Source organism: Synergistetes bacterium HGW-Synergistetes-1 (assembly GCA_002839185.1).
Lineage (GTDB): Bacteria > Synergistota > Synergistia > Synergistales > Synergistaceae > Caenicola.
On record PGXO01000004.1, the window covers coordinates 1 to 14,526 of the forward strand.

Annotated in this window: 15 protein-coding genes; 6 read left to right on the forward strand and 9 right to left on the reverse strand. The window is 46.6% G+C overall.

Translation table 11 applies throughout. From position 1 onward, the window contains the following. The 6 genes from CVV54_03585 to CVV54_03610 all read right to left on the reverse strand — a co-directional run. The coding region (locus tag CVV54_03585; protein PKL04579.1) for a glycine/sarcosine/betaine reductase complex selenoprotein A at positions 1-369 on the reverse strand (369 nt) is incomplete at its 3' end. A gap of 60 nt (positions 370-429) precedes the next feature. Next, positions 430-753 carry a thiol reductase thioredoxin gene (locus CVV54_03590; protein PKL04580.1) on the reverse strand — a complete coding sequence of 108 codons (324 nt, stop codon included), beginning with the start codon at positions 751-753 and terminating at the stop codon, positions 430-432. Between the two features lie 43 nt (positions 754-796). Then, complete coding sequence (locus CVV54_03595; protein PKL04581.1) at positions 797-1,789, reverse strand: hypothetical protein; 993 nt, start codon at positions 1,787-1,789, stop codon at positions 797-799. A gap of 4 nt (positions 1,790-1,793) precedes the next feature. After that, entirely contained in the window at positions 1,794-3,311 is a 1,518-nt protein-coding gene (locus CVV54_03600; protein PKL04582.1) for a BCCT family transporter, read from the reverse strand. Positions 3,312-3,394: 83 nt separating this feature from the next. Continuing rightward, a complete protein-coding gene (locus CVV54_03605) occupies positions 3,395-4,705 on the reverse strand; it encodes a glycine/betaine/sarcosine/D-proline family reductase selenoprotein B (GenBank protein PKL04583.1) in 1,311 nt (436 codons plus the stop codon). Between the two features lie 19 nt (positions 4,706-4,724). Continuing rightward, positions 4,725-6,032 (reverse strand): betaine reductase, encoded by a 1,308-nt coding sequence (locus CVV54_03610; protein PKL04584.1) that lies wholly within the window; start codon positions 6,030-6,032, stop codon positions 4,725-4,727. 783 nt (positions 6,033-6,815) lie between these two features. Here CVV54_03610 and rsmA point away from each other — a divergent pair. Together rsmA and trmB are read left to right on the forward strand one after the other, a co-directional pair. Continuing rightward, positions 6,816-7,664: a ribosomal RNA small subunit methyltransferase A gene (rsmA, locus tag CVV54_03615; protein PKL04585.1), complete on the forward strand. Its 849-nt coding sequence runs from the start codon at positions 6,816-6,818 to the stop codon at positions 7,662-7,664. After that, on the forward strand, positions 7,661-8,614 hold the full coding sequence (trmB, locus tag CVV54_03620) for a tRNA (guanosine(46)-N7)-methyltransferase TrmB (protein PKL04586.1): 954 nt from the start codon (positions 7,661-7,663) through the stop codon (positions 8,612-8,614). The genes rsmA and trmB overlap by 4 nt, the downstream gene beginning before the upstream one ends. A 10-nt stretch (positions 8,615-8,624) precedes the next feature. Here trmB and CVV54_03625 read toward each other — a convergent pair whose 3' ends face one another. Beyond that, a complete protein-coding gene (locus CVV54_03625; protein ID PKL04587.1) occupies positions 8,625-9,833 on the reverse strand; it encodes a hypothetical protein in 1,209 nt (402 codons plus the stop codon). Between the two features lie 87 nt (positions 9,834-9,920). Between CVV54_03625 and CVV54_03630 the strand changes: the two genes are divergently transcribed. Next, on the forward strand, positions 9,921-10,409 hold the full coding sequence (locus CVV54_03630; GenBank protein PKL04588.1) for a hypothetical protein: 489 nt from the start codon (positions 9,921-9,923) through the stop codon (positions 10,407-10,409). Beyond that, positions 10,406-10,894 carry a pantetheine-phosphate adenylyltransferase gene (locus CVV54_03635; GenBank protein ID PKL04589.1) on the forward strand — a complete coding sequence of 163 codons (489 nt, stop codon included), beginning with the start codon at positions 10,406-10,408 and terminating at the stop codon, positions 10,892-10,894. Before CVV54_03630 ends, CVV54_03635 begins: the two co-directional genes overlap by 4 nt. 67 nt (positions 10,895-10,961) lie before the next feature. Here CVV54_03635 and CVV54_03640 read toward each other — a convergent pair whose 3' ends face one another. Together CVV54_03640 and CVV54_03645 are read right to left on the reverse strand one after the other, a co-directional pair. Further along, entirely contained in the window at positions 10,962-11,387 is a 426-nt protein-coding gene (locus tag CVV54_03640) for a GNAT family N-acetyltransferase (GenBank protein ID PKL04590.1), read from the reverse strand. Positions 11,388-11,390: 3 nt separating this feature from the next. After that, entirely contained in the window at positions 11,391-12,608 is a 1,218-nt protein-coding gene (locus CVV54_03645; protein ID PKL04591.1) for a nucleotidyltransferase, read from the reverse strand. Positions 12,609-12,689: 81 nt separating this feature from the next. On the opposite strand from CVV54_03645, the gene CVV54_03650 reads away from it, so the two are divergent. Then, positions 12,690-13,889, forward strand: a complete 1,200-nt coding sequence (locus CVV54_03650; protein PKL04592.1) for an acetate kinase — start codon at positions 12,690-12,692, stop codon at positions 13,887-13,889. Beyond that, positions 13,834-14,487 (forward strand): hypothetical protein, encoded by a 654-nt coding sequence (locus CVV54_03655; protein ID PKL04593.1) that lies wholly within the window; start codon positions 13,834-13,836, stop codon positions 14,485-14,487. The genes CVV54_03650 and CVV54_03655 overlap by 56 nt, the downstream gene beginning before the upstream one ends. The last annotated feature ends 39 nt before the right edge of the window (positions 14,488-14,526 follow it).

The window sequence follows — 14,526 nt, forward strand, 5'->3', positions numbered from 1 at the left end:
TTCATTGCATTCAGAACGGATCTCTTCATCAAACACGTGGTATACCGCGAGTCCCAACGGGACTCCTGCAAGTGGTCCTGCAAAAGTAGGATCGCCGTTTGTTACGGTTTCGGCGTAGATCTCTGCGCCTTCCGCATCGGAAGAACCCAGTATCACTACACAGTTCTCGGCTCCATGCTTTTCAGCCGCATCAACGATGCGCTGCTGGTTCTGCAGGTCCATTGCTCCTGCCGCGGTTCAGACAAAGCACTCGGTGGCAGAGAATACTATCTCGGCCCCGCTTTCTTTCAGACATGCCTCCATGGCTGGTCCAGGGACGCCGTCCCTTTCTCCCATAAGGAGAAGCTTCTTACCTGCCAGTTTGCCCATGACTGAACACCTCCCTAGATAATTTATTTTTGCTGTAACTCCTTACCGGACGATACTGCCTTACTTTGTGAGATTCTCTATCTCTGCCCTTATTGCTTCGATGGTGCACTCATCTTTTGAAAGGCGCTTAACTTCAACGCCGTCTTTCCAGAATAGGAATGTCGGAAGTCCCATCACGCGGAAGCCCATTGCGACCCTCTTGTTGGTTGAGCAGTCTACAGCTGTGAATTTGACTTTGCCTTCGAAATTCTTTTCCATGTCATGGTAGAGCGGCTTCAGCGTCATGCAGGGAACACACTGCGGCCCCCAGAAATCCACAACCACTGGAAGTTCCTTCTCTTCACGTACCTCTGTGTCACAATTTTCTTTTGTAAGATCGATCATTGTTTTTCACCTCCGCTAATATAAAAAATTTTTGATCATATATTTATGCATCGGGCCTCGCTATATGGAGTGTTCTGTCACAAAACCAGTCATATGCAGTATCTTCCGATACTTTCTGGTTTCTAAGGCGCTCAATGCTTGTGCCGATGATAAAAAGAGGTTTTGACGGTTCAATAAGTGCGTCTGCATCCATAGAGAGTTCTTTTGCAACTGTTCTGAGTTCACGCTCTGTCTCTGTCACAGTTACACATATTGTCCAAGCCTCTTGATCCTGACTGTCAAAGTCCGCATATCCAGGGATATGCACTCTTTTCTGCCCCAGCAGAAAAATATGCAGTTTTCCAAGGTCCTCATAGAATTTAGATAAATTATTCTCATTCACTCTGAAAAAGAAGTATCTGTCTGTGTCTTTGAGTCTGCAAATATCCCATTCATACGGAGGTTCTTTTCTGTAAAGCTCAAAATCGTACCTGCTCCTGAGCAGGAGGTTTGTTCTGATAGAACCGCAAGCTGCACCGTACTTACTGATCCATTTGTCAAGTGCGGCTTCTCCCGGAGGGATCTGTCCCCTGGTCCGTACTCCCCAGTTCGGGAAGGCCTCCATAAAAGAGAGGATCAGAGGATGTTTCTGCCATGTATATATGACATGTCCATTCTCTCTCCTATAGAGTTCGTTTGCTGCGAGATCGGGCACTACGGGCAGTTGCTCGTTCAATGAATATTCCTTTACACTGTACTGTCCGCGAAATGCCTTTTCCATAAGCAGATAGAGACGGTTGTTCCACAGCGATAATTCGGGATCAAAGCTTTTAAGAGGCTCTGTTTTTATTCCGTATTCGGCTGCAATCTCCGTGCGCGTTTTTATGCCGAGGTCTGTGAGGATGATCCCTCCTCCAAAAGCGGAGGCATAGCCGCTGTCGCAAAGATTTCGGAGTGTATACTTGTTTTCGCCGGCAAGGCTGACAGTCTCTTCATCCCAACATGGAAAATCAGGTTCAAAAAGCAGAAGGCCCCTTCTTAAATCTGCATTTGTCATGTTTTTATTCTTCCTTTGTTTTCTGTTCGTCTGTCGTCAGAGCCTTCCAGAATGAGACGCATGAGAAAAGCATGATGATACTGAAAGGAGCTGCTGCAGCAATAGATATTGTCTGCAGATTCTGAAGTCCGCCAGTCAGGAGAAGCACTACAGCAAGGGCTGCCATGAGTATGCCCCATATCCCCATTTTGCCCTTAGTTGGGTTAAGATTCCCTTCTTCAGAAAACATCGACAGAACAAAGGTTCCTGAATTTGCGGATGTAACAAAGAATGTCGTGATAAGCACCAGCATAACGACTGACATTATCATGCCCATCGGATAATGCTTGTACATCTCAAATATACCCACTGAGATATCTTTAAGAACTTCAGACGAGATATTGATTTGCTTCACAACTTCAAGGTAAAGGGCCGATGTGCCGAAAATAGCAAACCACATGAAACTGCCGAGTGCAGGTACAATCAGTACGCCGCAGACAAATTCGCGTATCGTGCGTCCCCGTGAGATCCTTGCTATAAACGAACCTACAAAGGGTGCCCATGAAATCCACCAGGCCCAGTAATATATCGTCCATCCATGGAGGAATGCCTCATACTCCCCGCCATAAGGTGCCATCATGAAGCTTTCTTTTATTACGCCACTGAGATAATCTCCTATGCCGGTCATGAAGGATCCTAGTATTGATATGCTTGGTCCGACAAGAAAGAGTGCCGACATCAGAAATAGGCATATATATAGATTAAAGTCAGCAACCTTTTTTATGCCCTTTTCTATACCAAGTACCGCTGAGCCTGTGTAAAGAATGGCAAGTCCAGCGATAATTAAAATCTGTATCAATGTGGTCTTAGGTATGCCGAATAACACGCTGAGGCCGCTGTTGATCTGCAGAGTCCCGAGACCGAGCGAGGTTGTTATCCCGCCAAGAGTTGCGAATACGGCAAATATGTCAACAGTTTTACCGAATTTTCCTCGGACTGCCTTTTCTCCGACTAGCGGAATGAATATGGAACTGATAAGCCCGGGTGTGTTATGTCTGAACTGGTAATATGCAAGCGGCATCGCAATAACAGCGTAGCCTGCCCATGGATGCAGTCCCCAGTGCATGAAAGAAATCTGCATAGCGTCGCGGGCTGCCTGCACGGAACCCGGTTCGGCACCGAACGGGACCGAACCGAAGTGATACAGAGGCTCGGCAGCACCGTAAAATACAAGCCCTACTCCCATGCCTGCTGAAAAGAGCATTGCAAACCAGGACAAATTACTGTATTCAGGTCTGGAATCCGGTGCTCCTAAACGGACCTTTCCAAAGCGGCTCAGTCCGACAAATATGACAAATGCCACAAATATGTTCATTGTAAGCATATAGCCCCATCCGAAATACTTTGTGAGCACACCATTTACTGTTTTTGCAAAGCTGCCGAAAGTATCAGGCGAGATAAGCCCCCAAAGGACAATCATTATTGTTATAGCAATGGAGGTGAGGTAAACGGAATTGGCTTTTTTTTTCTTTGTTTCGATCATATCTCAAATGCCCCCTCTGATAAAATTACACAGAGGACGGAACTGTGTGTGATGCAGTTCCGTCCAGTACAGTAAAACGGTCCTTAGATCTTAACCTTGAACACTGTTGGTTCTGTGATCTCAGTGGCCAGCGAATCCAAAGCAACTCCTACACGATGGTAACGGAGAGCCCATTCTGCTTCTTTTGAAAGCTGTGGATCGCCAAGAGGGTATGGTACTGAAACTGTCGGGACCATTCTGTTTGATCCGACTGTTTTTGCTACATCGATAAGGTTGCACATAACAACAACCGGGAATCCTGCACGTTCAATTTCTTTTGCCATCGTTGCACCGCAACGTGTACAAGTTCCTCAGGTGGAGGTTAGAACCACGGCATCAACTTTTGCTTGTTTCAGCTCTGCGGCGATCTCGCGTCCAAACTTTGCAGCGAAGTTCTGTGTTGTACCAGTTCCGACTGTGGTATAGAAGTAGTCATGCAGCTTAGCGAATTTGCCTTCTTTTTCATAGGCGCGCATCGCGTCAAGAGGAACTCCTCTGTCGGGTACCTTACACATTGCTTCAGGATCAAATCCGGCGTGTATCGTCTTATATTCGCCTTCCGGGAGACAATCTTTGCCTGTGATATTGTATTTGCCCCATTTCTGTGCCGATGCACTCTGTATCCTGTCGGGGTTGTCAAATGGAACGACTCCGCTTGATGTTACAATTGCTATTGTGCATTTGCTGAGGTCCTTGACTGCTGGTGCCGGTGGAATCCTGTCTGTTTTAGGTATTACGAGCTCTGTCTGGAATGGCTCTCCTGCTATCTTTTTGAGGAGCATATCCATAACGCGGTCTGCTGCCATGGTAGCATTTGGTGCCGGGATTTCACTGCGGATACCGCGCGGGAAATAGCCTTCCTCAGATGCGGGAAGAAGCTGTTCGCCTTTTGCGATCTTTTCGGCAAAAATGGCCATTGCGGTCAGGTTATCCTTCATAAACGTTGCTTTCCTGCCGCCTCTGAAGATGTAACAAAAACTCTTATACTCTTCAACACCAGGGTTTTCTTCGTTCATTGATGTAATGACGGGAACGTTGTAGCGTTCTGCGACAGCCTTGCAGACAAGTCCGCATCCGACTCCATAGCGTCCTGCCATAAAAGCCGGACCAGCAAAGAAAATATCGAATTTCTTGCCGTCAAGCCATGCAAATATCTCTTTCAGCGCATCCTCTGTATGATTGGTAACGTAGTTGTCTCCGACAACAAATGTATTGGTAACTTCTATATTCGGCATAATATTGTTCAGCATCATGGAACAGCCAATCAGTTTATCGTGAAAAATTGGCTTGCAGTCTGCTGCGTCTTCACCGCCGACCTGTCCGAAGAATTGGTTGATGTAATGAATAGCTTTCATATTTTTCAGCTCCTGATTTTTAAAAATCTGCACAGGTTCTCTTCGAATACCCACTGATGTGGTTAGCACAGAACATCCCGTTGTTTTCCATTACGCATGAACCGTCGGGATTGATGCAGCCTTCCCATCCGCCGGAATTTCCGTCACGGGCAAGAGCTTCAAGCTCTCCGATGATCTTCATCGGAGGCATCTCATAATACTGTGAAACGTTGCCTGTACTGACAAGCGCATCTGATGCGGGATTCATGGAGACCAGTGGCTGAGATGCTCCGTCGCGTCCTGTTGATTCGTCGGAAAGCCCTATCGTTTTAATACCGAGGCGCTCAAATTCAACCAGCATAGCTGTGTAGTCAACGTCAGGATTGCCGTATCCTTCCTCTGCGATAACCGCGGCCTGCGCACCGATGTTTACTGCTATCTGCCCTGCAATCTGTACACAGCGTACTTTTTCTTCCATCTTTGGATTGAGGGTTGATATTATAACACCAAGGAAGTTGATAGTTTTGCCGTGAGCGGCGTAGAGACGCTTGATCATCGGGTTTGTTGAGAACTCATATGTTGAGATCTTTGACGAAGATGGCATGAAGCTACCTGAAACCATGCAGCCGTCAAGGAGCTCATTGGGATGCATAAGCGTGGGCAGCATTCTGTTGCCGTCCCAGCCGTAGATCATAGTATTGTAGCCAAGTGCTTCCATCTGTGTCTGAGGCTGAAGCACATACACAACACTGGGAAGGGCCTTCGTTTTTTCATCGCGTTCTGCAATTGGGGGGAGATCGTAAACGTCTATCCTGTCTGGTTCAAGACTGCGCACACACTCTGCTATATGCTCAGCGAGACGCATTGCGCCCCAGCGGATAGCGTGATTCTTTTTCTGCTGTTCTCTCTGTTCGAACAGTTCGTCCGTGTCAGCGACAAGAACAAGGTTGACCATGTTTCCCCAGATGGTATGGTGCTGGAAGGGGCCTCCGATGTCAATGAGTCCGTCCTGAAAACCACCCCAATGCTTGCCGACAGCAAGAAGCGTTACGTCTTCAAGTACATGAGTCCGTCCCATTCCTGCCTGTCCTAGCGGAGAAGTGACTCCCGGAAATGCTCCCTGACCGCCGCTGACCTTGCATCTGAATTCTACAGATTCCTTTACAGGGCAGAGACGCACCATATCGCCTGGATGGACGATTACGAGATCCGCATCTGTGATGTGGCTGTCTTCGCGGACAACATTCAAAGCTTCTTCCTTGTTGACATAGAGCACGCCGTTTAAGAGTTGTGTCTTGTCAGCAAAGACGATGTCTTTGACTTTGAAACAGCCGATTTCGAGTCTCATTCTGTCTATTCCTCCTTCATTTTAGTTGTACGTGCTGAAAACGTATTCAATTTGCGTGTTTAGAATCTGAATATGAATATCAAATATGCAGCACGTTTTTAACGCATTTTGAAGTTACTCTATAGTGGACTAAAGTTCAATAATGAAAAAGTGTGTATCAATGTAACGTTTTTTACTACACATAAGATGAATGGTTGAGTCCTGCATTCAACATAACATTGGGGGTAGTGTCCAAGGCAATGAAATCGTTGTTAAGAATATACCTGAAAGTTCGTTTACTTGGTAACGCTTTTCTTGATACTGGCAGGTGAACGGGTTTGAGGATTTTGAAATGGAGAGGGTAAAAGCATGGCGTCTGTGATACACAACAACCCTTTAAAAAACACAGTATAGCGGTTACGAAAGTATAAGGCGAAACGCTGAAAGCTAGGAAATCAGATGATTTACGGTGTTATCCTATAAAAGGTTATAAAAGGAAAAATGTCCGTTTTAAGCCAACCGCCATCTCTCAATGTGTTTATTCAATACTTTATTTCAAATCCCAATAAGGCTATGATCTCATGAGTAGTGCAATAACAAAAATATAGTAGACTGCTATCGGCATGATACAGTATAATCGCAGTTTCATTTGATATGCAGCGTAGAGGATATTTGCGCCTAGTCGGTAAAAGCTTTCCTCATATGGTGACGATCGCCAGTTAACTGAATACTTGTCAAATTCTTTGCTGATATCTGATAAATGCTGTAACTGAAAGAAAAATCTAATAAAAAAGGGAAAATGATATGGCCAGAATACCGAATTTTATTCACAACACAGATATAGGGCAGAATTTCCTCATCGATCATTCTATCGTGGACTTTATGATCGGGAGGGCAAAGCTGACGGCTGAGGACAAAGTCCTTGAGATAGGGCCCGGTGAGGGTATACTCACAGAGGGGCTCCTTTCGACCGAATGCTCGGGAGTATGTACTGTGGAACTCGATACGAGACTCAAGCACACGATAGATATGCTGGCCATAAAAGACAGCAGGCTTCACCCTTTATGGGGAGATGCAGTGCAGTTCGATTACGAAAGCAAACTTCCATGGATGCCCAACAGGATAATTGCCAACCTGCCATACCATATCACCACGCCTCTTCTTTGGACCTTCCTTGAAAAGCTTGCTCCGCATGGACTTGAATACATGCTTCTGATGGTGCAGCTTGAATCCGCTCAGAGGATCACATCACCCTGCGGACATCGTGAACGCTCCCCGCTTGGCATAACAGTTGAAGCAATGGGAACATCAGCAATTCTTAGGAACGTTCCTCCGTCTGCCTTCAGGCCTCAGCCAAGGGTCAATTCATGCATTATCGAGGTAAAGATCGAGAATAACAGGACACTTGCATGTGACAGGACATGGAGGGGTCTGCTGGCTAGATCTTTCGCCCAACGGAGGAAGACACTTATAAACAACTGGATATCAGGTTACGCTGACATTGATCGCGATAAAGCACTGGAAATACTTGAAATAAACGAACTGAAACCCACTGCCAGGGCAGAAGAACTTAGCCTAGATACCTGGCGCCGGCTTTCTCAGGAGCCCGAATTTTACCTCAAACCAAAAGACGAGAAGGAGTCAGAAATATGACCTGGGATCTACGCAGGATAATAGTAGATGAGAATGTCGATCTGCCCCTTGACTGGGGCTCGCTTTCTCCGTCAGGAAGGGTCTTTGTTGAAATCGGGTTCGGGAACGGCGAGTTTCTGGAATACCTTGCACAAACATTTCCCGAAGTCCTGATCGTGGGCATTGAGGTCTCACAGTGGTGCGTTGCCAAGGGAGCAAGGAGAGCGCTTGCCGCCGGACTCGGCAACGTGCGAATAATGCACGGTGATGCCCGTTTCCTGCTTCGTCATTGTTTCTCTCCCGAGTCGGTCGAGAGGGTCTACATGAACTTCCCATGTCCCTGGCCAAAGACAAGGCACGCTTCAAGGCGCGTTACAGTACCGCACTTTGCTGACCTTCTGTCATACCTCATCGTTCGCGGAGGATCATTTGAACTTGCCACAGATGTAGACTGGTACGCAGAGGAAGCAGCTGAAACCATATCAGTTCCGGGTGTTTTTCAGGCAGATCCGATAGAGGTCGACCCAAAGAGGCCATATATCACAAAGTACGAAAGAAAGTGGAGAGCCATGGGAAAAAGCACATGGCACCTGGTCCTGCATAAAACGGGCAAATATAATGATCCTATCATGGAAGACAATGACTGGCAGATGGAAATGGAGTGTGAAAGCTTAATGAAACTTGAGGATGTCCTTTCAAAGATCAAAGACGCGGAGGGCAAAGGTGTCGGCGGTAGAGGGCACTGGGTCTTCAGGGAGACATTCGTTTCGGATTCGGGAGTTGGTCTTGTCCTTGTCATAACAACTGATGACGGGTTTGAACAGCACTTCTACCTTAAGGTGATCCCCGGCCGGAATGGATTTAAGATAAAGGTTGATTCTGTGGGGCATCCATACAGGACTCCTGCTATGCGTGCTGCACTGCACTACGCGCTTGCTGCATCTGGTGCAAAGGAAGAAAGCATGATCTGAACATGGTTCTTTATCTTTTTACTTTGGCAGAAAAGATCATTGTTGCGGCGTACCATACAGTAACTGTCCAAGGGAGAAAGGCTACTACCCTCAGTGTTTTTTCAAGACCAAAGATATCTGCCGAAAAACCTACAGGTGTAGTCAGGAGATTTGCGATCCCCCATGAGACGCCCATTGCCAGCGAACTTACAGTACTCCTGGACATAGGGCACTTTTTTTGTGCAATCGCTGTGGTCACTGGATTGCTTGCCTGAAGGAAGGCGAACCCTATAATGAGGCTGGCTATCGATAAAAAGCCGGTCGTGTTAAGGCCGGCGATAATAAATATCGGAGAGATTCCAAGCGTCCAGAGCAGTACTTTTTCATCGCCTTTGGAATCAGCCAGCTTACCTCCGATTATTCCACCGATAGTGCATGCCAGGGTTATAGCGAAGAGGATCACCCCGCCTTTGACGATGCTACCCCCCTTTAGGACTACCAGCATCGGAAGGAATATTCTTATCCCCTGAAGGGTCGCGTCTCTTACTGTTGCAACCACCACGAGCGAGAGGATCTTTTTCATAATATCTTTAATATTTGTAAAAAATCCCCTGAATTCAGCTTTTTCCTTTGTTATGTTCTCAGCTTTCTGATCCGAGACTATTTTTTTCCAGATGTAAAGACATATGATGAAGCCTGGTATCAGAACTATCGGAAACATCTCTTTTCCGATAAGCGAGATTATAAATACTACATATACGGGACCCACCGCACTTCCAAAACTTCCGCATGCAGCAAAAAGAGAGATGAAAAAGGCCAGGTCTTTGCTTCCTGCTGAAGATCCTGTACGCCCGAGTCCCTGTGGGTGGAATGATGCTGTGCCCATGCTCATCAATCCTACTAGCAGAAAGGCCAGAGAGTAATTAGGAGCCAGTGGCAGCAGGCATGCACCTGCAATGCTCAGCATCGGTGCCCAGACGGCAAGCCAGGGCCTTTTCTGTCTGTCTGCAAAATATCCTGCTACCGGCTGGCCCAACAGGTTCGTCAGTCCGAAAATAGCATTCAAAAGTCCGGCCTGACTCAAAGATATCGATATGGAATTAACAAGCATTGGTATAATTGTAGGTAAGGCTGTTGAGTGCATGTCGTTCATGAAATGCAGAAAGGAAAATCCGAAAAGACTCCTTCTGTCGCTTTGTTCCTCATGTGTTTTTGTCTGTTTTTCTGGTGTTTGCGGCATTTGGGGCCTCCTGTATTGTATACACTTTAGATGTGCGATATTATACTCTTTTTACATCTCATTTAGTTGAAACAGGGTGAAATTTGTATGAAAGAAATGCGTCCCACCATGGGCAAGGTAATGCAGGCACTTTTCAATATTTTGGGATCGCTGGAGGGCAAAAGCTTTCTTGACCTTTTTTCTGGCAGCGGCCAGATAGCCCTCAATGCGTACAAAAGAGGTGCTGATCGGGTTTCTCTTGTTGAATCAGAGAGAAAGCGTTTTGGGGATATAGTTAAAACCATGCCTGAGGATGTAAAATGTCTTTGCATGGATGTCAGGAGGGCTTTGTCAAGATTTGCAAAAGACGGAGAGTCATTTGATGTTATTTTTGCCGACCCGCCATATGGACTGAGTTGGGGAGCCGAACTCCCGCAGCTGATTTTTAAACACAGCGAAGTCCTTTCCCCGAACGGAACGCTGATCTTCGAACACTCTGAAAAAGAAGATGCAGATGATATTCCGGGATGGGAGAGGGAAGAGAGAACTTACGGAGGAACAGTTCTCACATTCTACAAAAGGAGTGTTGATCAATGATAAGGGCCGTATATCCCGGATCTTTCGACCCGATAACCAACGGGCATATTTATATAGCAGAAAGAGGCGCTGCCCTATTTGACGAGCTGGTCGTAGCAGTCCTCGTAAACCCTGAAAAGAGATCGACCTTCAGCGAGGAGGAGAGGCAGATAATGGCCAGGGAGGCTCTTGTCCACCTTCCCAACGTAAAGGTCAAATTTTTTGAAGGCCTGCTGGTAGACTTTATGAGACAGGAACAGAGCAGGATAATAATAAGAGGCCTTCGCGCACTTTCTGACTTCGAATATGAATTCCAGCTTGCGCAGATGAACAGGCAGCTGGCTCCGGAGATAGAGACTTTTTTTATAGTTACAGACGCGAAGTACTCATATCTTTCAAGCAGGGGCATCAAGGATGCCTTCCAGTTCGGAGGCGCAATAAAAGACATGGTCCCGCCCGGGGTGTTCAGGCGCCTTAGGGAACGTATCCCCCCACGCAACGTATAGCCTTTATCTCAAATAAAATCGATCATTCTTCGTTGACGTGCTTTTCCTGTCATACGGCGGAAGCACGTCATCTGTCCTTCGGCCTGGGTCTTCGGATCTCCATAAAGTCCAGCGGACGGGCAATGACTTTAAATCCGCATTTTTCGTAAAGTCCGTGTGCGTCTCCTGTTACAAGAAGCCATTGGTAGACGTCGACAAGGTCAGGATGGGCCAGCACAAGTTCTACCATTTTATGGCAGATGCCTTTTTTCCTAAATTCCATGTCAACATAAAAGTCCGTCAGATAGGCAAATCTTGTCTTGTCTGAGATCACACGGCCATAAGCTATCTGCCTGCCATCATCAGAAAAAGCTCCGATGACCAGGGCGGAATTGACAGCCGCTTTTTTCATTTCATCTATCTTTATTCCGGGGCTCCAATATGACTGTGAGAGCATTTCTGTTACCCTTTCAAAATCCATTGATCCAATTCCGCAATTGTAGACGATGTCCATAATTTATTCCCCGCTTATTATGATCTTTCTGGAATGTTCCCTTCCGAATTCTCCCTCAGGTAAGAGCTGTTGCCATATCTCTGATCCTATGAGTTCATATCTCATGGCTTTTTCCGCAATTTCAGATATTGAAGAAGCTGCGCCGCACCTTGTAATAACGGGCAAAGATGCTGTTTTTCTCATGCGCCGCAGCATTTTTCTTCCGTTTTCGTTCATTCCGAGTACTCTTATGTACGGAGGTCCTATCCTTTGGAATGCTCTGTTTGTCCAGTGTTCAAGTCCTATCAGAATGTGTATCCCGTGCCTCTGTACTCTTCCAAGCGGGTATCTCCTGCTTGTGCACGCCTTTCCCCATTCGGTGAATGAAGAGCTTCTGATCGCTTTTTCCCTCAGCAGGTACTCTATCCCCTCCCCGATCTCTGCGTACTTTGAGATATCGCCGGGATCCATTGAGATGAGCCTGGACCGGAGGATATTCCAGAGCCTTCCTTCATCAGTGCAGGCACGCCCCTTTTCTATGGCCTCTTTTAATATCTCGGCTGAAAAATCAGGGAGCCGGGAGAGCGCTTCTGAGACTTTTCCTTTTGAAAGAGCTTTTCTTACAGCGGTCGCGCTCGAAAATTCGGCAAGCTCGTTTTCATGATATCCGGATCCAAGCCTCTTGACCGGCACAGCATCTATCTTCCAGTTTTTTTTCTTTATCCTGAGCATATATGACAGTGCAAGAGAATTGTTCGAACCTTTCAGCTTCTCAGCTGTTCCGGGTACCATACGGTCAAGGGCAGCAGCCCTCGATTCGACGAAAGAACAGCCTTTGTCAAGCTCTTCTTTTAAACAAAACTTGAAAGGTTCGGGTTCTTCGATTAAAATATCTAAGATTTTGTCCATTTGCCAGTCAGGGGATTCCAGCCCGAAGGAAATGTGTGTTACGATTCCTGTCATAGCTAGGATATCAACAGCGGCATTTGCGAATACCCCTGCATTATGAGATGAAAAGACGAGAGGAAGTTCAAGGACCAGATCGGCACCGCATTTTAGCGCGGCCTTTGTCCTCTCCCACTTTGATATTAAGGCAGGTTCTCCTCTTTGGACAAAGTTTGAGGAGAGCACTACTATGATGCCCTCAGCACCTGAGAGTGAACGGGCTTCTTTCATGTGGTGGCGGTGTCCAAGATGAAGCGGGTTATACTCGGCAACTATCCCTGTGATGGGAGTATGCATAAATTCGATCACCGTCCTCTTATGGTAAGAATACCACAAAGACACGGAGATAATCAGAATAAGGGAGGCAATCTGATTCTAATGAAAATTCTAGTTCTTAACTGCGGAAGTTCTTCTTTTAAGTATCAGCTTATCGACATGGACGGGGAAGTAGTCCTCGCCAAGGGACTTGTTGAGCGCATTGGTATAGACGGCTCAAAGATCAAGCATACCAAGACAGGAAAAGATCCGGTCTCGCGTGTAGTTGATTTCCCGAACCACACAGTCGCCATCAAGTATGTTCTTGACATGCTTGTTGACTCTGAATACGGAGTCCTAAAGGATCTCAGTGAACTTTCCGCAGCGGGACACAGAATAGTCCACGGCGGAGAGAAGTTTACATCTTCAGTTCTTGTAACTCCTGAAGTTATCAGTGCAATAGAAGAAGTTATACCTCTGGCACCCCTCCACAATCCGGCTAACCTCCAGGGCGTCCGTGCTCTTATGGAGGTTCTCCCTAACACGCCGAATGTAGTTGTATTCGATACGGCATTCCATCAGACAATGCCACCGAAAGCATACATGTACGGCATTCCGTATAAATACTATGAAGAAGACAGGGTCCGCCGTTATGGTTTCCATGGTACAAGCCATTTCTATGTCGCAAACAGAGCGGCTGAGATTCTGGGCAAGCCGATCGAATCTCTTAAAATAGTTACCTGCCATCTTGGTAACGGAAGCTCAATCACGGCTGTAGACGATGGAAAATCAGTTGATACTAGCCTTGGTTATGGTACGGCAGAAGGTATTATTATGGGTACGCGCAGCGGAAATCTTGACCCTTCAGTAATGGTATTCCTTATGGAAAAACTGAAAGATCCAAAATCGGTTAATGAAGAAGTTCAGAAAAAGAGCGGTCTTCAGGGTATTTCAGGAATTTCCAGCGATCTTCGCGACGTCGAAGAGGCTGCGGAAAAAGGAAATGCCCGTGCCAAGCTGGCGCAGGAAATGCTTATTTACCACGTAAAAAAATATATTGGCTCTTACGCTGCGGCAATGGGCGGCATCGACGTCCTGGTCTTCACAGCAGGTATAGGGGAGAACGGAGTATCCTTCCGTGAAGAAGTCTGTAAAGGGCTGGAATTCATGGGTATAAAGATCGATCCGGAGAAGAACAAGGTCCGCGGCAAAGAGGTCATTTTCAGCACACCCGATTCAAGAGTTGCTGTAATGGTTGTTCCGACAGATGAAGAAATGGTCATTGCCAGGGACACAAAGCGCTGCTGCGAGGCAAAAAAATAGGAGAATAATGTCTGAATTTATCAAAGCTGCGCCCAAAAGTTGGCATCACAGGCTTATTATTCCGGCAATACCAAAGGATGGTACGCCATATACCGAAAGCTTTTCACTGACAGCTGACCGGAAGATCAACTATTGGGGACAGCTTTATTCTCTTGCAGCTCCGCTTCAGGTTGAAGTAGAGGCTTACAGGGCAGAGGGCAGGATAATTGCCGCAATATCAGTATCCGGAAGCGTCACTGTGTCATGCTCAAGATGTCTTGGACCGGCAGGGGTTGCAATTGAGGGAGAATTAAGGTATCTTTTCTCTCTGGACAAAGAAGAGGATAAAAAAGCCGAACCTGATTATGAAACAGATGGAGACGAAGAACTCATGATCCTTGATTCATGGGAGGATGAGATCGACCTAGGGCCATTGGTGTGGGAGGTAATGATAACACTTCTTCCAACTGCGCCTCTCTGTTCTGAAGAGTGCAGGGGACTTTGTCCAAAATGCGGCGCTGATCTGAACACTTCATCATGTACATGTACTGATGAAGAGGGAGATCCGCGTTTTGAAGTCCTGAAATCTTTAGTGCAGAAAGAACAGGAAAATAGCTGACTGCATAAAAAGCAAAAAAGTGATAGAATTGCACAGGCG

Excerpts from the sequence above, each read along its gene's own strand:
- CVV54_03590 (PKL04580.1), bottom strand. The coding sequence starts at position 753 with ATGATCGATCTTACAAAAGAAAATTGTGACACAGAGGTACGTGAAGAG.
- CVV54_03595 (PKL04581.1), bottom strand. The coding sequence starts at position 1,789 with ATGACAAATGCAGATTTAAGAAGGGGCCTTCTGCTTTTTGAACCTGAT.
- CVV54_03600 (PKL04582.1), bottom strand. The coding sequence starts at position 3,311 with ATGATCGAAACAAAGAAAAAAAAAGCCAATTCCGTTTACCTCACCTCC.
- CVV54_03610 (PKL04584.1), bottom strand. The coding sequence starts at position 6,032 with ATGAGACTCGAAATCGGCTGTTTCAAAGTCAAAGACATCGTCTTTGCT.
- rsmA (PKL04585.1), top strand. The coding sequence starts at position 6,816 with ATGGCCAGAATACCGAATTTTATTCACAACACAGATATAGGGCAGAAT.
- trmB (PKL04586.1), top strand. The coding sequence starts at position 7,661 with ATGACCTGGGATCTACGCAGGATAATAGTAGATGAGAATGTCGATCTG.
- CVV54_03625 (PKL04587.1), bottom strand. The coding sequence starts at position 9,833 with ATGCCGCAAACACCAGAAAAACAGACAAAAACACATGAGGAACAAAGC.
- CVV54_03630 (PKL04588.1), top strand. The coding sequence starts at position 9,921 with ATGAAAGAAATGCGTCCCACCATGGGCAAGGTAATGCAGGCACTTTTC.
- CVV54_03635 (PKL04589.1), top strand. The coding sequence starts at position 10,406 with ATGATAAGGGCCGTATATCCCGGATCTTTCGACCCGATAACCAACGGG.
- CVV54_03640 (PKL04590.1), bottom strand. The coding sequence starts at position 11,387 with ATGGACATCGTCTACAATTGCGGAATTGGATCAATGGATTTTGAAAGG.
- CVV54_03645 (PKL04591.1), bottom strand. The coding sequence starts at position 12,608 with ATGCATACTCCCATCACAGGGATAGTTGCCGAGTATAACCCGCTTCAT.
- CVV54_03650 (PKL04592.1), top strand. The coding sequence starts at position 12,690 with ATGAAAATTCTAGTTCTTAACTGCGGAAGTTCTTCTTTTAAGTATCAG.
- CVV54_03655 (PKL04593.1), top strand. The coding sequence starts at position 13,834 with ATGAAGAAATGGTCATTGCCAGGGACACAAAGCGCTGCTGCGAGGCAA.